The sequence below is a fragment of the Sphaerisporangium sp. NPDC005288 genome (assembly GCF_040607475.1).
Lineage (GTDB): Bacteria > Actinomycetota > Actinomycetes > Streptosporangiales > Streptosporangiaceae > Sphaerisporangium > Sphaerisporangium rhizosphaerae.
Genome location: NZ_JBEXGT010000031.1, coordinates 16,733 through 30,905 on the forward strand (window position 1 = coordinate 16,733; position 14,173 = coordinate 30,905).

Here is a 14,173-nt window from a genome sequence, read left to right on the forward strand (position 1 = left end):
GCGCAGCAACCGGTTTCGGGAGGATGATGGGGAGATGATGAACGTCTCCGCAGGGACGCTTCGCCGCCGTCCCGCCCAGCGCCGCAGCCTCGAGCGGGTCGAGCGGATGCTGGACGAGTGCGCGCGACTGCTGGACGAGGTGGGCTACGACGGGCTGACCACCAAGGAGGTCGCCCGCAGAGCGGGAGTGCCCATCGGCACCTTCTACCAGTTCTTCCCCGACAAGCAAGGGCTCGTGCGGGCGCTGGCGCTGCGCAACCTCGACGGCTTCCTCGACCGGCTGACCATCCGGCTCGGCTCCGCCGAGATCACCGACTGGACCGACGCGGTCCACCTGGCCGTGGACGAGTTCGTCGCGATGAAGCGCACCACCCCCGGGTTCGCCATCGTCGACTTCGGCGAGATCCTGTTCTCCCCCGGCGGGCCGGCGCTCAAGGGCACCAACCGCCTGCTGGACGCGGCGCTGGAGAACAACGTCATCGTGGCCGACCGGCTCAGGGCGCTCACCATCGACCTGCTCGGCGCGCCCCGCGGGCCGGGTCTCGACCGCGCCCTCGTGGTGGCCGTCGAGGCGGCCGACGCCGTGCTTAAGCTCGCCTTCCGCCTGCACCCCGACGGCGACCCCGACCTGATCGCCGAGTGCAAGAACCTCGTCCGCCGCTACCTGGCCGACCACCTGCCGGAACGCTGAGGCCGCGGGCCGGGCGGGGCCGCCGTACGGGAGAGGGCGGCGCCACCGGAGGCTTGACCTGGAGCCCACTCCAGGTGGCATTCTCGGCGGGTGAGCATCTACACACCGGGACAGGTCGCGGAGGAGACCGGCTTCAGCCTCGACACCCTCCGCTACTACGAGCGCATCGGCCTGCTCGAGCCGATCGAGCGCAACTCCGCCGGGCAGAGGCGGTTCAGCGAGGAGGACGTCGGCTGGCTCGGCATGGTGCGGTGCCTGCGCGACACCGGGATGCCCATCGCCGAGATGCTGCGCTTCACCGCGCTCGTGCGGGGCGGGCGGCAGACCATCGGCGAGCGCATCACCCTGCTCGAGGCCCACGACCGGGAGGTGGAGGAGCAGATCTCCCGGCTCAGGGAGCGGCAGGCCGCCATCCAGCGCAAGATCCACCACTACCGCGACCTCCTCACCGAGCAGGCCGACCCGGCCCCCTGCGCCGAAGATCCCGCGGGCCGCGCCGCCGAGGCCGCCTCGAACTGATCGGGGGCACCGCCTCCAGATCCCTCTTGGGGTAGGCGGCCGCGGTCGCGGGGGCCCCGCGGCCGCCGGCAGTGGTCCGTGACCGCAGTGATGTTCTCGGCAAGATCACTCGAGCTGGAATCGCCAAGCGGGACCAGCTCGACCGGGTGGCTGCGACCGGCCTGTGAAGGTCAAGGACGGCACCGGCAGAACACCGCGTCAATGGTGCATCTCTGAGGCGCCGGTCGGCTCGATCACTCCTCGCGAAGACCCAGATATATCCCGACCCTGCCCCAAAACCCCGGTTGTGGGCGCGCAAGTGGATCTTCTAGTTCGTCTGCAAGGTTGCGTCCAAAATGCTCCAGTGGTGGATGTGAACCGTAGTCTTCTTCAAGAAAGAAATCTTCGTCGAAGCGGGGGTCTTCGCGAAGGCCGAGATAGACCGCCATTCGCGTACCGAACCCTAGGTCCTTGAGCGTGGGCACATGCGCAGGTACGGGCGTCGGGTCCTCGTCATGAAAACCGGGCTCCCTTTGCTGAGGTGGCGGCAGGGATGCAGATGCGTCCTGAGGGAGAGCCCGGGTTCCGTGACCGTCTTGCTCTGGCCGAGATGGCGGGCGTGACTCATCGGATGGGTCAATCGTGCGCACCTGCTTCACCTGTAGGCGTGCGTAGTGCACCTGCATGGCTGCGGCGATCAGGCTGGCGACGGCCACAATCAAGCCGATTAACTCCACAGCCGCACACTATCCAAGTACACATCCTTCGCGAACTCTCTCCTTTCCGCATGCCTTCAGGGAAGGTGGCCGCGTGAGCGATCCGTACGACAGCGCCCCTGGTACACCGCTGACTCCAGGTCGGCCGAGCAGCCCCGAAGAGGGCCGGACAGGCAGCGTTCCATGGTGCAAAAGTGGGTAAATGCCAAAGACGGGTATATTCGCATCTATAGGGAACGAAAGCTGTCTGGCTAGGCATTTATGGGGAAGTCCGAGCATTCTTGGTGGCGCTAACCACTCGTAAGCAGTGCGATATAGGAACGACCCCGCCTTGCGGTTGTCCTTGAGGTCGTCCGCAGGCATATCCGGTCGGTGGCCGTCGCCCTCGTGATCGCTCTGGGATAGGACCTCTTCTGATCACATCGGGGGAACCGGCGGCCGCGGGGCCCGTGGCCGCCGGCTCCCCGCCATGACTTCGCGGAGGAGGTCAGACGGCGCCGGTGGGGGTCTCGCGGTCGCCGTAGGCGCTGGCCTGCAGGGTGTAGAGGTCGGCGTAGATGCCGTCGAGGGCCATCAGGTCTTCGTGGGTGCCCTGTTCGGCGACCTTGCCGTGGTCGAGCACGTAGATGCGGTCGGCGTACCGCACGCTCGCCAGGCGGTGGGTGATCAGCAGGACGGTGCGGCCGTCGGCGTGCCCGCGCATGCGCTCGAACAGCGCGTGCTCGGCGCGGGCGTCCAGGGCGGCCGTCGGCTCGTCGCAGATCAGCAGCGGGGCGTCGCGGTGGAAGCCGCGCGCCACCGCGATGCGCTGCCACTGGCCGCCGGACGGCTCGTGCCCGTCCTTGAAGCGGCGGTCGAGCAGCGTGCGGTAGCCGTGCGGCAACTCGGCGATCACCTGGTCGGCGCCCGCGACCTCGGCGGAGGCGCGCAGGGCCGGCTCGCCCCTCTCAAGGCCCATGCCGATGTTGTCCCGCGCCGTGAGCGGCCAGCGGGTGTGGTCCTGGGCGATCACCGCGATGTCGCGCCGGAGCTCGTCCGGATCGACCTGGGCGATGTCCACGTCGTCCCACAGGACCCGCCCCTCGGCCGGGTCGTACAGACCCGCGATGATCTTGGCCAGCGTGGTCTTGCCCGAGCCGTTCTCGCCCACGAGCGCGACCACCTCGCCCCGGTCGATGTGCACCGAGACGTGGTCGAGCGCGGGCTCCTCCTTGCCCGGATAGGTGAAGGTGACGTCGTCCACGGCGATGCGGTCGAACGAACCTGGCGCGCGGCGCTCGCGCGGCGGCTCCGTGCGCCGGCCGGCCTGCTCGCAGAAGTCGAGGAAGTCGGTGAAGTACAGGCCCTCCTCGTACAGCCGGTTGGTGGCGTACATGAGGTTGGAGAGTGAGCTCTGGCCGGAGCGGATGGCGAGCACGGCCGTGCCGGCCACGGCCAGCGGCACGGCGCCGATGGCGAGCAGAACGCCCAGCGCCACGTAGACCAGGGCGGTGCCGGCGCCGCCCAGGGCCTCGCCGATGACGCGCGCCACCGCCTGGCGCCGGGCCATGCGCAGGATGGCGTCCTGCTCGGCCCCGGCGACCGCGTCGTACAGGCGGGTGAGGAACCGCCGCATGGTGAACGAGCGGACCTCGGCCGCCGTCGGCCGGGCCGCCATGAGGTCGCTGAGGATCCATTTGCGGCGCCGGACCGGGATCAGGGTGTACATCGTCGTGTAACGCATGCGGGCCGCGCGGACGGCCGCCCAGGCGTCGGGCAGGACGGCCAGCAGGAGCAGAGGCAGCAGCACCGGGTGGAGGATGCCGAGCACGCCCGCGGCGGCGGCGAGGCCGATGACGCCGGTGAGCAGGTCGATGGCGGAGTTCACCACGCTGTCCACCATGGACACGCCGCGCTGGCGGGCGCGTTCGAGGGCGTCGTGGAAGTCGGGGTCGTCGTAACGGATGAGGTCGACGCGGCTGGTCAGCTCGTAGAGCTTCCGCTCGGCGATGCGCTCGACCTGCGGTTCGAGCCGGGCCTGCGCCCAGCCGGCGCCGGCCTGCAGGGCGGTGCGCAGCGTCGCGGCGGCCCCGACCAGCAGCAGGCTCGGCACCGCGGCCCTGACCCGCTCGGGCGTCGGCCCCGCGGTGAACAGTGCCTGGAGCACGCCGGTGGTGGCGAGCAGGCCGAAGGCGGTGAACACCCCGCCCAGCACGCTCAGCGCGATGGTGGCCGCCGTGTCGCGGCGGCTGGCCTGCCAGGCCAGGCGGACGGCGTGGCGGATGAGGGCGGGCAGCCGCCGGGCCACGGTGAGGAACCCGACGCCGGTCATCTTGTCGGCGTGGGCGTACCAGTCGCCGAGGGTGACCTCGCCGAGCTCGATCGACGCGTCGCCGGGAGCGAGGGCATCGGCCTGGTGCGGTGCGTCGCCGGAAGCGGGGGGTGCGGTGCGGTGCGGTGCGTCGCCGGAAGCCGGGGGATCGGCCCGGTGCGGCGCGTCGTCGGGGGCCGGGACGTCGGCCTCGTGCGTGGCGCCGGCGGACGGGCAGGCGTCGGGGGGAGCGGTGACAGGGGCGGGGGTGTCGTGGGCGGGCTGGGGCGGGGCGCTCTTCGGCGTGGAGCCGTCCGGAGCGGATGGTTCCTGAGGAAGGTCGGCCATGCTCGCAGTGTGACCGCCGCCACCGACAAATTAAAGCGGCGGTGGTAAAGCATCACTTTTAAGTTGAAAACGCAATTATTGCAGTAGGCGACTTATGTCCGGGCCGAGCGGCCGCGGGGCGAGCGCGGCGGCCCGCCGGGACGCGGCTCGCGCCGGCCGGCCGGACCCGCCGCAGGCCCCGGAAGGTCGGCGGCGAGGCGCTCGGCCTCGTGGTGCAGCGCGGCTATGAGGAGGAGTTCGAGGCTCAGGTCTTCGAGGTCGACGGTTTCCATCTGCGTCTCCCGACGTGAGGTGCCTTGCCGGCCCGGAGGTCGTCCGCGAGGCCGGCGCTCGGGGAATCTTACCTTCCGTGATGGCAGATCGCAGCCGTGGCCAGGGTAGATCACTCTTTGTAGGTAACGGGCGAACCGAAATCGGCGTTTGAGCAGGCAGGTTGCCGAGGGCGCCGGAGGAAGCGCCTGGCCCCGTCGTCGCTTCACCATCGATCTCCTGCCGTCCGGTCGTCCGCCACTGCCCGGCTGATCGTCTCTCGTCCCGGGAACGTGCCAAGCGGAGGTGGCCCGCATCCTGGCCCGGCGTCTTCCCTGTACGTGATCAGAGCAGGGTAACCAATACGGTCACAATTACGGAAGGTGGTATTTCGTGAAAATCTACCTATTCGGCGACGGGTGCCAGGGTGCACGGTGGCCTTGACATGCCTGCATCGGCCCACTGCCAGGAAATCACGATTCTTCCCCCGAAAGCCTGTTGTCCCGAAGCGCGGCGTTCGACAGCCTTCATACATGCGAATCGTGACGGGAAATGAGCGGGACGCGGTGCTTGGTGGAACACTTGCGTGTTGGCCGAGCCCCCTCGCCGGGGAGGCGAGAGCCGCCGGCGGGTGACCGCCGGGCGTGCGGAACGTCCCGGCGGGGCCTCATCGAAGGCCGGCCGCCACGACGGCCCGTGTCCCGCGTGATGGGCGAGGTCACCTCGGAGGGGTGGAGACCGGACCCGGGGACATGCGGCCCGCGAGCTCGGGTCCCGGCGCCTATGGTGCCGACGACCCGGGCTCGCCCCCGCCGTGGACCACGGGTCAGCCGGAGCGCACGTCCAGCCCGAGGGCGGTGGCGATCAGCACCGCCTGCGCGAGGTCGACCACGGCCCCGCGCAGGTTGACGCTCAGCGGGTCGAGCGAGGACAGGTCGCTGCCGCGAAGGTCGCATCGGGACAGGTCGGCGAGCCGCAGCGAGGCGCCCGACAGGTCGGCCCGCTGGAGCGTGGCGCCCTCCAGCCGGGCGCCGGTGAGGTCGGCCTCGCGCATGCGCACGTCCGTGAAGGAGACGCCACGCAGCTCGGCGCCGGACAGGCGGGCGAACGACCAGTCGCCGCCGTCGACCTTCAGCAGGTCGAAGGAGCAGCCGTCGAACTCGCTGCCGACCATCTTGCACCCGGTGAAGGCGGCGTCGAAGAAGTTGCACCGGGTGAAGGTGCAGTTGAGGAAGGCCGCGTCGGTGTGCCGTGAGGCGTTGAACCGCACGCGCCGGAAGGCGCAGCCGGAGAAGACGGCGCCCTGGTCGATCATCTCGGTCATGTCCACGTCGACGAAGGCCACCTGGTCGTGCCGCTCGCCCGTCACGTCCCGCCCGTCCCAGTCGTCGGACTCGATGGAGGTGAGGATCTCGGGCGCGGGACGGTCGCCGGTGGTACGGGAACTCATGGCAGTGCCTTTCCGTGTGGTTCGCGCGGTGGCGGGGCCGCTATATGGAGACGTTATTCGCACACCCTTGACGGTGCGGGTTGTGAGATGGGTTGATTGCGTACTGACAACGTTGTCACCTTGGGCCTGGTACACGGGGGCGGGCTTACGTGCGACAGCTCCTCGAACCGTGAAGGGACCAGAGCAATGCGACGACGCTGGATGTCGGCCGTCGCGGTGACCGTGGCAGGCCTCCTGTCCCTCGCCGCCTGTGGCGGCGGTGGTGACGAGAAGGGCACCGGCGCCGATGGGAAGACCGCGAACAAGCAGGTAGAGGTCTTCTCCTGGTGGACGGGCCCCGGTGAGGCCGACGGCCTGAAGGCCATGCGCGAGATCTTCCAGAGGCAGAACCCGAACCTGTCGTTCTTCGACGCCGCCGTGGCCGGCGGCTCGGGCGACAAGGCCCGGGCGCTGCTGTCCAGCAAGCTGCAGGCCAACCAGCCGCCGGACACCTTCCAGGGACACGCGGGCGCCGAGCTGCAGGGCTACATCAAGGCCGGCAAACTGGAGCCGCTGAACTCCCTCTACGACGAGCTCAAGCTCAAGGACGTCTTCCCGCAGCAGCTCGTGGACCAGATCACCTACGAGGGCAACGTCTACTCGGTCCCGGTCAACATCCACCGCTCGAACGTTCTGTGGTCCAACCCCAAGGTGCTGAAGGACGCGGGCATCTCGGCCGCGCCCAAGACCATCGAGGAGTTCATCGCCGACCTCGAGGCCGTCAAGAAGACCGGCAAGATCCCGCTGTCCATCGGCTCGGAGTGGACCGTCGTCCACCTGATGGAGAGCGTGCTGCTCGGCTCGCTGGGCACCGACGGCTACAACGCGCTGTGGGCCAAGGGCGCCGACTGGTCGGGCCCGAACGTCACCAAGGCGCTCACCGACTTCAAGACGATCCTGTCCTACGCCGGTCCGCCGCAGGACGACTGGCAGCCCGCCGCCAAGCAGGTCGCCGACGGCGCCGCCGCGTTCAACATCATGGGCGACTGGGCCTACGGCTACTTCCACAACGCGCCGGACGGGGGCCTGGGCAAGAAGTCCAAGGAGGACTTCGACTGGGCCGCCTCGCCGGGCACGGACGGCACGTTCATGTGGCTGTCGGACAGCTTCACCCTGCCGAAGGGCGCGCCGAACAAGGACGGCGCCCTCGCCTGGCTCAAGGTCGCGGCGAGCAAGGAGGGCCAGGACGCCTTCAACCCCAAGAAGGGCTCCATCCCGGCCCGCAAGGACGCCGACAAGAGCCTCTACCAGGACTACCTGGAGTGGGACCTCGGCCAGTGGGCGAACGACAAGCTGGCCGGCTCCATCCAGCACGGCGTGGTCGCCAACGACGCCTGGAAGACGGCCATCACCGAGGCGGTCGGCCTGTTCCTGCAGAGCAAGGACCCGGCCAAGCTGCAGCAGGCCCTGGTCGAGGCCGCCAAGACCAACAATCAGTGAGTTGATCTCTTACGGCTCGCGCCCGCGTCGCTCTTCAGGCGCGGCGGGCGCGGGCCTTCGCTGGGGGTAAGTGTGTCGCGCGTCCGCAGATGGCTGCCGGGTCTGCTCCTGGTCACGCCGTCGATCATCGCGATAGCGGTCTTCGTGTACGGAATGCTCGGCTGGAACTTCAAGCTGGCCATGACCGACCGGCACGACGAGATCTCCGCCGGGAAGTTCGTGGGCCTGACGAACTTCGTCTCGCTGTGGGACCAGGAGCGCTGGGGCATCTCGGTCAGGCACGCCATCGTGTTCACCGTCGTGTTCGTGGGCGGCGCCCTGGCGCTCGGCTGGCTCCTGGCGTTCCTGATGGAGAAGGGGATCAGAGGTGAGGGCGGCTTCCGCGCCATCTACCTGTTCCCGATGGCCATCTCGTTCGTCGCCACGGGCGTGGTGTGGCGGTGGCTGATGAACAGCGGCCAGGACGCGCAGGCGGTGGGGCTGAACCGGCTGTTCGACGCCGTCGGGCTGGGGTTCCTGCAGAACGAGTGGTTCCGGGGCCAGGACTGGGGGATGGCGGCGATGGCCATCCCCGCCGTCTGGCAGATGTCCGGATATGTCATGGCATTGTTCTTGGCCGGGTTCCGCGGTGTGCCGGACGAACTGCGCGAGGCCGCGCGGGTGGACGGCTGCAAGGAGTGGCAGGTCTACCGCTACATCGTCTTCCCGTTCCTGCGGCCGGTCACCCTGTCCGCCCTGATCATCCTCGGGCACATCTCGCTCAAGGTCTTCGACCTGATCGTGTCGGTGTCCGGCAAGCAGATCATCACCGACGTGCCCGCCGTCTTCATGTGGGTCGCCGTCTTCGACGCCCACGACCCGGCCAAGGGCGCCACGATCGCCGCCTACATCGTCCTGACCGTCGCGGTCTTCGTCGTGCCCTACCTCGTCTGGAACGCCCGCAGGGAGAAGCGCTCATGAGCACGGCCGTCGCGGCCCCGTCCAAGACCCGGCACCAGGCGCCGCCGGCGGCCCGCCGGGCCCGCTGGCCGCTGTACCTGCGGTTCGCGCTGCTCCTCATCTTCGTCCTGGCCTTCCTGATCCCGATCTACGTCCTGCTGGTCACCAGCTTCAAGCCACTGACCGAGGCCGATCCGAGCCAGGCGTGGAGCCTGCCGAAGGTCTGGACGACCGAGGCGTGGCAGGTGGCCTGGGACAAGCTCAAGCCGGGCATCGCCAACAGCTTCCTGCTGGCGATCCCCGGGTCGCTCATCTCGGCCGCGCTCGGGGCGATGAACGGGTTCGTCCTGTCCAAGTGGCGCTTCCCGGGCGCCGACGTGGTGTTCACGCTGTTCCTGTTCGGCATGTTCATCCCGTACCAGGGGGTGATGATCCCGCTGGTCCAGCTCATGGTGGATCTGGGGGTGTACGGGGGCATCCCCGGGCTCGTGCTGGCCCACGTCGTCTACGGCATCCCGATCTGCACGCTGATCTTCCGCAACTACTACGTGACGATCCCGGACGAGCTCATGGAGGCGGCCAGGGTCGACGGCGCGGGGATGCTGCGCACCTTCTGGTCGATCGTGATCCCCGTCTCCGGGCCCGCGGTCGCCGTGGTGATCATCTGGCAGTTCACCTCGATGTGGAACGACTTCCTGTTCGCGGTGTTCCTCACCGGGCCGACGTCCTGGCCGACGACCGTGATGCTGAACAACATCGCCGGCGCGCAGACCGTCCCCTACAGCCAGCAGATGGCCGCCGCCATCCTCGCCTCGATCCCGACGATGGTCGTCTACGTGCTGCTCGGCCGCTTCTTCATGCGCGGCCTCATGGCCGGCGCCCTGAAGGGCTGACGTGGTGTAAGTGGCGTTGCCGCTCAGAGACCCTTACGGATAGGGTCGGCATGTAAGTGGCGAAAGCCGGTGCCGATCCTTACCGGAGGGCGCATGACCGCGCATGCCGACCCGGCCGGGTCCACGCTGCGGCAGTTGATCACGCTGGCCGTGCCCGCCCTGGGCGTCCTGGCCGCGGAGCCGCTCTATCTGCTCGTCGACACGGCCGTGGTCGGCCATCTCGGCGCGGTGCCGCTCGCGGGACTCTCGGTCGGCGCGATCGTGCTGGCGCAGATCGCCACCCAGATGACGTTCCTGTCCTTCGGCACGACCGCGCGCGCGGCCCGGCTGCACGGAGCGGGCCGCCGGGCCGACGCCGTGGCCATGGGCGTGCAGGCGACGTGGCTCGGCGCGATCACCGGGCTGGCGCTGGTCGTGGCCGGGCAACTGCTCGCCGGCCCGATCGCCCTTCTGCTCGCCGGCGACGACCAGGTGGCCGAGGCCGCGGTGAGCTGGCTGCGCATCGCCCTGTTCGGCGCCCCGATGATCCTGATCACCATGGCCGGAAACGGCTGGATGCGCGGCGTGCAGGACATGCGGCGCCCGCTGCGCTACGTCCTGACGGGCAACGCGATCTCCGCGGTCCTGTGCCCGGTGCTGGTGCACGGGCTGGGGTGGGGGCTCGACGGCTCGGCCGTCGCCAACGTGGTCGCGCAGCTGATCTCCGCGAGCCTGTTCGTGCGGGCGCTGGTGAGCGAGGGCGTGCCGCTCGCGCCGGTGCCCGCCGCGATGCGCGCCCAGCTCGGCATGGCCCGCGACCTGGTGCTGCTCGGGCTGGCCTTCCAGGCGTGCTGGGTGTCCGCCACCGCGGTGGCCGCGCACATCTCCACGGCGGCGGTCGGCGCCCACCAGGTGGTGTTCCAGCTGTGGATGTTCCTGGCCTTCGTGCTCGACGCGCTGGCCATCGCCGCGCAGGCGCTGGTCGGGGCCGCGCTCGGCGCGCGGGACGGGGAGCGGGCGCGCCGGCTGGCCTGGCAGGTGGCCGGCTGCGGGCTCCTGTTCGGGACGGTGCTCGGCGTCGTGTTCGCCGCGCTGGCCGGCACCCTGCCCCACGTGTTCACCGCCGACGCGGCCGTGCTGGCGGAGATGCCGCGCGCGTGGTGGTTCTTCGTCGCGCTGCAACCGGTCGGCGGCGTCGTCTTCGCCCTGGACGGCGTGCTGCTGGGCGCCGGGGACGCGGCGTACATGCGCACCGCGACGCTGTGCGCGGCGGCGCTGGGGTTCCTGCCGGTGGTGTGGGCGTCGCTGAGCCTCGGCTGGGGGCTGGTCGGGATCTGGTCGGGGTTGTCGCTCTTCCTGCTGATCCGGATGACCACCCAGCTGGCCCGTCTCCGATCCGGCCGCTGGGCCGTACTCGGCGCGATCCGCTGACCCGCTCCCGGACGGCGGACGGCGGGGGACGGACGCCGGGGGGACGGGGCCGTGGGATGGGGGCCGGTCAGGCGCCTTCGGACAGCGCGTCGCCCAGCGGGGTGCGGTGGTACAGCACCGAGCGGCCCACCCGCGTGCCGGTGATCAGACCGGCCTCGCGGAGCGCCGCCACATGGTCGCCGGTCCCGCCGACGCTCATGTCGAGCAGGGCGGCGAGCTGCGTCGTGGTGGCGGGCAACCGCAGCAGGATCGCCGTCCGGGTGGCGCCGATGAGCCGGGTGAGCCCCCGCGGCGGAGCGTGCTCCGCCGCGATGCCCCGGGCCTGGTAGACCAGCGCGTACGGCCAGGCGTCCTCCAGGTACGCCCCCACCCCCGGCCCGAAGACGGTGGGGACCAGCAGCAGCCCCCGGCCGCCGAGCCGGTGCCGCTCGTCCTTCCCCGCGGCCTCCATCCGCACCGCGATGTGGCCCGGGCCGTCGGCGGCGCACCAGCGCACCCGCGGGTCGAGGTCGTCGAGCGCCGCCGCCCACCCATAGGCGGCCAGGCGCCCCGCGCGGTAGGCGACGTCGCGTTCGAGGATCGCCTGGAAGCGCGGCCAGCCGGGCGCGAGGATCTCCTCCCACGTGGCCCGCAGCACGTCGGCCAGCAACTGGACGATGTCGGGCCGGTCGAGGACCGCCAGCGCCTCGGGGGAGGGCGCAGGGCCGCCGTGCAGGTTCCTCGCGATCTCCTCGCGCGCCTGGGCGAGGGGCGTGGCCCGCATCACCGCCAGCTCGTCATCGAAGGCGACGTTCACCCCGGCCGGGGGCGGGGCGATGAAGTCGGCGTTGTACTCGCCCCGCCGGAACAGCGGGACCAGCGCTCCGAGCGCGGGCAGTCGCGCCAGCAGCCGCTCGTAAGCAGGCCGGTGCCGCTCCACCCACGGCCGGTGCACCCCCGCCTCGTACCGGCCGGACAGCAGCCACAGGGCGTGCATGGTCTCGATCAGCCGCGAGACCGCGAACCGGCTGGTCATCACATCCTGCGAACTGACCTCGACCCGGATCACCCTCCCCACGTCACGTCCCCCTCCCACGCCCGTTCGATGACCTTTCGGTTATTTCCGAAACCTTAGCCATGGGCTGGCGGAGGCCGCAGCATCGTGGCGGGAGGTGGCGGTGACCGGGACAGACCACACGCGACGGGCGACGTTCGGCCAGGTGTTCGCCGTGCCCGAGTTCCGCGTGCTCTTCGGGAGCTTCGCGTTGCTGGTGGCGGGCGACACGGTCAAGATGCTGGCGTTCGCCGCGCTGGTGTACGGACGGACCGGTTCGGCCGGTCTGTCGGCGCTCGCCTACATGAGCGGGTTCCTGCCGTACGTGCTCGGCGGGACGTTCCTGCTCTCGCTGGCCGACCGGATGCGTCCCCGGCGGCTCATGATCGCGGGCGAACTGGTCCGTGTCGCGGTCTGCCTGGCGCTGGCCTCGGGCGGGATGCCCGTGTGGGCGATGCTGCTGCTGGTCGTGGTCACCGGGACGCTCAACCCGGTGTTCGGCGCCGCGCGCACCGCCACGCTCCCGGAGTTGCTCCCCGGGGACTCCTACGTCCTCGGCCGCTCGGTGCTCACGATCACCTCCGCCGGCGCGCAGATCGGCGGCCTGGCCGCCGGGGGCGCCGTCCTTTCCCTGGCCGGCCCCGGGGGAGCCCTGCTGATCACCGCCGCGCTGTCCGCGGCGGGCGCCGTCCTTCTGCGGCTGGGCCTGCCCGACCACCCGCCGCGCGCGGCCGTCCCCACCGCCGTCCCATCGTCGCCGAGCAGGGCCGAGACCGCGGCGAGCGGCACGGGAAGCGTGCTGGATCGGCCGTCGGCGGAGAGCACGGAGATCAGTGGCGGCGGGGCGGAGGTCGGTGGCGGCGGGGCGGAGACCGGTCGCGGACGGCACGGGGCAGGGCACGCAGGGGCGCAGACCGGTCGCGGACGGCACGGGGCAGGGCACGCAAGGCGGGACCTGGGGGCGGCCGGGGGGAACGCGGTGCGGGCGTCGCTGCGGGTCAACCGCCGGCTGCTGGCCGACCGGCGTGTCCGCGCGCTGATGCTGTGCAACTGGATCCCGGTGATGTTCGTGGCCGGCGCCGAAGCCCTCGTGGTCCCCTATCTCAACGAGCGAGGCGCCCCGTCCCAGGCGGGGTTCGTGCTCGCGGCGTTCGCGGTCGGGATGGCGCTCGGGGACCTGGTCGTCGGCAGGTTCGCCGCGCCGGCCATGCGAGAGCGGCTCTCCTTCCCGCTCGCCGTGGCCTCGGGGGTGCCGCTGGCCGCCTTCGCCGCGCGGCCCTCGCTTCCGTGGTGCCTGGCGCTCGGCGTGCTGACCGGGGCGTGCCTGGCCTACAACCTGGGGCTCCAGCGCCGGTTCGTGGACGCCGCGCCGCCGGACGCCCTCGGCCAGGCGTTCGGCCTGTTCACCTCCGGCCAGATGACCACGCAGGGCCTCGGCGCCGCGCTGGCGGGCGCGATCGCCTCGCTGCTCCCCGCGCACCTCGCCATCGCGGTCATCGGCGGCGCCGCCGTCCTCGCGGCCCTCGCCCTCGCTCGCCACCTCCGCCCCGAGCGCGCAGAGCCGGCAGAGCCCGCGGAACCCGGACAACCCGTGGAGCCTTCAGGACCCGGACGGACCGCGGTGTCCTCACGGCCCGCACGGTCCGATCAACCCGCGGACGCCGCCCCGCCCGTCCAGGCCGGTGAGGGTGGGGCCGCGGTCATCGAGGTTGGGAGAGGCTGAGCCGGGCGCCGAGACAGGTGAGAAGTTCCAGCTGGTCGTAGTAGATGCAGTGCATGGTGATCAGGCCGTTCCGGAAGGCCCGCGTACTGCACCCGCGGATGGTCACTCCCCGCCCGGTGGCTTCGATCACCTCGCCGTCGGGCATGAGGAACGGCCCGTTGTGAGTCCCGGTGAGGATCCATTCCATGATCACGCAGTCACCGCAGAGCATCTTGTTCCACGGGGTCAGCTGGAGATCGGGGAAGGCGTCCAGGAAAAGGGCCCAGAAGGACCCGATCTCGTCGCGGCCCTCGCCCTTGCCGCTGGGCGACATGTAGAACGCGTCCTCGGTGTAGCAGCGGGTCAGCGCGCCGAGGTCGTGCTTGTTGATCGCGTCGACCATCCGGCTGGTGACTTCCTCGGAGTCGGACATCGCGAGCCCCCTTTTCCTCGCGTCACCTGTCACGGTACTCCG

Annotated in this window: 13 protein-coding genes; 7 read left to right on the plus strand and 6 right to left on the minus strand. The window is 70.7% G+C overall.

Annotated features, from left to right (window positions below):
- Positions 1 to 34: 34 nt before the first annotated feature.
- Together ABZU32_RS26530 and ABZU32_RS26535 are read left to right on the plus strand one after the other, a co-directional pair.
- The gene (locus ABZU32_RS26530; RefSeq protein WP_354851902.1) at positions 35 to 691 is read left to right on the plus strand and encodes a TetR family transcriptional regulator; all 657 of its coding nucleotides are present in this window, start codon (positions 35 to 37) and stop codon (positions 689 to 691) included.
- Positions 692 to 781: 90 nt separating this feature from the next.
- Positions 782 to 1,210, plus strand: a complete 429-nt coding sequence (locus tag ABZU32_RS26535) for a MerR family transcriptional regulator (protein WP_354926138.1) — start codon at positions 782 to 784, stop codon at positions 1,208 to 1,210.
- 233 nt (positions 1,211 to 1,443) lie between these two features.
- Here the strand turns inward: ABZU32_RS26535 and ABZU32_RS26540 are convergent, their stop codons facing one another.
- From ABZU32_RS26540 to ABZU32_RS26555, 4 genes are all read right to left on the minus strand, one after another.
- On the minus strand, positions 1,444 to 1,926 hold the full coding sequence (locus tag ABZU32_RS26540) for a hypothetical protein (protein WP_354926140.1): 483 nt from the start codon (positions 1,924 to 1,926) through the stop codon (positions 1,444 to 1,446).
- A gap of 466 nt (positions 1,927 to 2,392) precedes the next feature.
- On the minus strand, positions 2,393 to 4,543 hold the full coding sequence (locus ABZU32_RS26545; protein WP_354926142.1) for an ATP-binding cassette domain-containing protein: 2,151 nt from the start codon (positions 4,541 to 4,543) through the stop codon (positions 2,393 to 2,395).
- Between the two features lie 92 nt (positions 4,544 to 4,635).
- Positions 4,636 to 4,815, minus strand: coding sequence for a hypothetical protein (locus ABZU32_RS26550; RefSeq protein ID WP_354851907.1), 180 nt, complete (start codon positions 4,813 to 4,815; stop codon positions 4,636 to 4,638).
- An 803-nt stretch (positions 4,816 to 5,618) separates the two neighbouring features.
- On the minus strand, positions 5,619 to 6,242 hold the full coding sequence (locus tag ABZU32_RS26555) for a pentapeptide repeat-containing protein (RefSeq protein WP_354926144.1): 624 nt from the start codon (positions 6,240 to 6,242) through the stop codon (positions 5,619 to 5,621).
- Between the two features lie 186 nt (positions 6,243 to 6,428).
- Between ABZU32_RS26555 and ABZU32_RS26560 the strand changes: the two genes are divergently transcribed.
- From ABZU32_RS26560 to ABZU32_RS26575, 4 genes are all read left to right on the plus strand, one after another.
- Positions 6,429 to 7,721 carry an extracellular solute-binding protein gene (locus ABZU32_RS26560; RefSeq protein WP_354926146.1) on the plus strand — a complete coding sequence of 431 codons (1,293 nt, stop codon included), beginning with the start codon at positions 6,429 to 6,431 and terminating at the stop codon, positions 7,719 to 7,721.
- Between the two features lie 72 nt (positions 7,722 to 7,793).
- Positions 7,794 to 8,681, plus strand: a complete 888-nt coding sequence (locus tag ABZU32_RS26565) for a sugar ABC transporter permease (protein WP_354851913.1) — start codon at positions 7,794 to 7,796, stop codon at positions 8,679 to 8,681.
- Positions 8,678 to 9,553: a carbohydrate ABC transporter permease gene (locus ABZU32_RS26570; RefSeq protein ID WP_354926148.1), complete on the plus strand. Its 876-nt coding sequence runs from the start codon at positions 8,678 to 8,680 to the stop codon at positions 9,551 to 9,553. Before ABZU32_RS26565 ends, ABZU32_RS26570 begins: the two co-directional genes overlap by 4 nt.
- 93 nt (positions 9,554 to 9,646) lie before the next feature.
- Complete coding sequence (locus tag ABZU32_RS26575) at positions 9,647 to 10,963, plus strand: MATE family efflux transporter (RefSeq protein WP_354926151.1); 1,317 nt, start codon at positions 9,647 to 9,649, stop codon at positions 10,961 to 10,963.
- 67 nt (positions 10,964 to 11,030) lie between these two features.
- On the opposite strand, the gene ABZU32_RS26580 is transcribed toward ABZU32_RS26575, so the two are convergent.
- Entirely contained in the window at positions 11,031 to 12,020 is a 990-nt protein-coding gene (locus ABZU32_RS26580; protein WP_354926153.1) for an ArsR family transcriptional regulator, read from the minus strand.
- A gap of 100 nt (positions 12,021 to 12,120) precedes the next feature.
- On the opposite strand from ABZU32_RS26580, the gene ABZU32_RS26585 reads away from it, so the two are divergent.
- Positions 12,121 to 13,719 carry an MFS transporter gene (locus ABZU32_RS26585; protein ID WP_354926155.1) on the plus strand — a complete coding sequence of 533 codons (1,599 nt, stop codon included), beginning with the start codon at positions 12,121 to 12,123 and terminating at the stop codon, positions 13,717 to 13,719.
- Here the strand turns inward: ABZU32_RS26585 and ABZU32_RS26590 are convergent.
- Complete coding sequence (locus ABZU32_RS26590) at positions 13,697 to 14,131, minus strand: nuclear transport factor 2 family protein (protein WP_354926157.1); 435 nt, start codon at positions 14,129 to 14,131, stop codon at positions 13,697 to 13,699. The genes ABZU32_RS26585 and ABZU32_RS26590 overlap by 23 nt on opposite strands.
- Positions 14,132 to 14,173: the final 42 nt, after the last annotated feature.

Excerpts from the sequence above, each read along its gene's own strand:
- ABZU32_RS26530 (WP_354851902.1), top strand. The coding sequence starts at position 35 with ATGATGAACGTCTCCGCAGGGACGCTTCGCCGCCGTCCCGCCCAGCGC.
- ABZU32_RS26545 (WP_354926142.1), bottom strand. The coding sequence starts at position 4,543 with ATGGCCGACCTTCCTCAGGAACCATCCGCTCCGGACGGCTCCACGCCG.
- ABZU32_RS26550 (WP_354851907.1), bottom strand. The coding sequence starts at position 4,815 with ATGGAAACCGTCGACCTCGAAGACCTGAGCCTCGAACTCCTCCTCATA.
- ABZU32_RS26555 (WP_354926144.1), bottom strand. The coding sequence starts at position 6,242 with ATGAGTTCCCGTACCACCGGCGACCGTCCCGCGCCCGAGATCCTCACC.
- ABZU32_RS26560 (WP_354926146.1), top strand. The coding sequence starts at position 6,429 with ATGCGACGACGCTGGATGTCGGCCGTCGCGGTGACCGTGGCAGGCCTC.
- ABZU32_RS26570 (WP_354926148.1), top strand. The coding sequence starts at position 8,678 with ATGAGCACGGCCGTCGCGGCCCCGTCCAAGACCCGGCACCAGGCGCCG.
- ABZU32_RS26575 (WP_354926151.1), top strand. The coding sequence starts at position 9,647 with ATGACCGCGCATGCCGACCCGGCCGGGTCCACGCTGCGGCAGTTGATC.
- ABZU32_RS26590 (WP_354926157.1), bottom strand. The coding sequence starts at position 14,131 with ATGTCCGACTCCGAGGAAGTCACCAGCCGGATGGTCGACGCGATCAAC.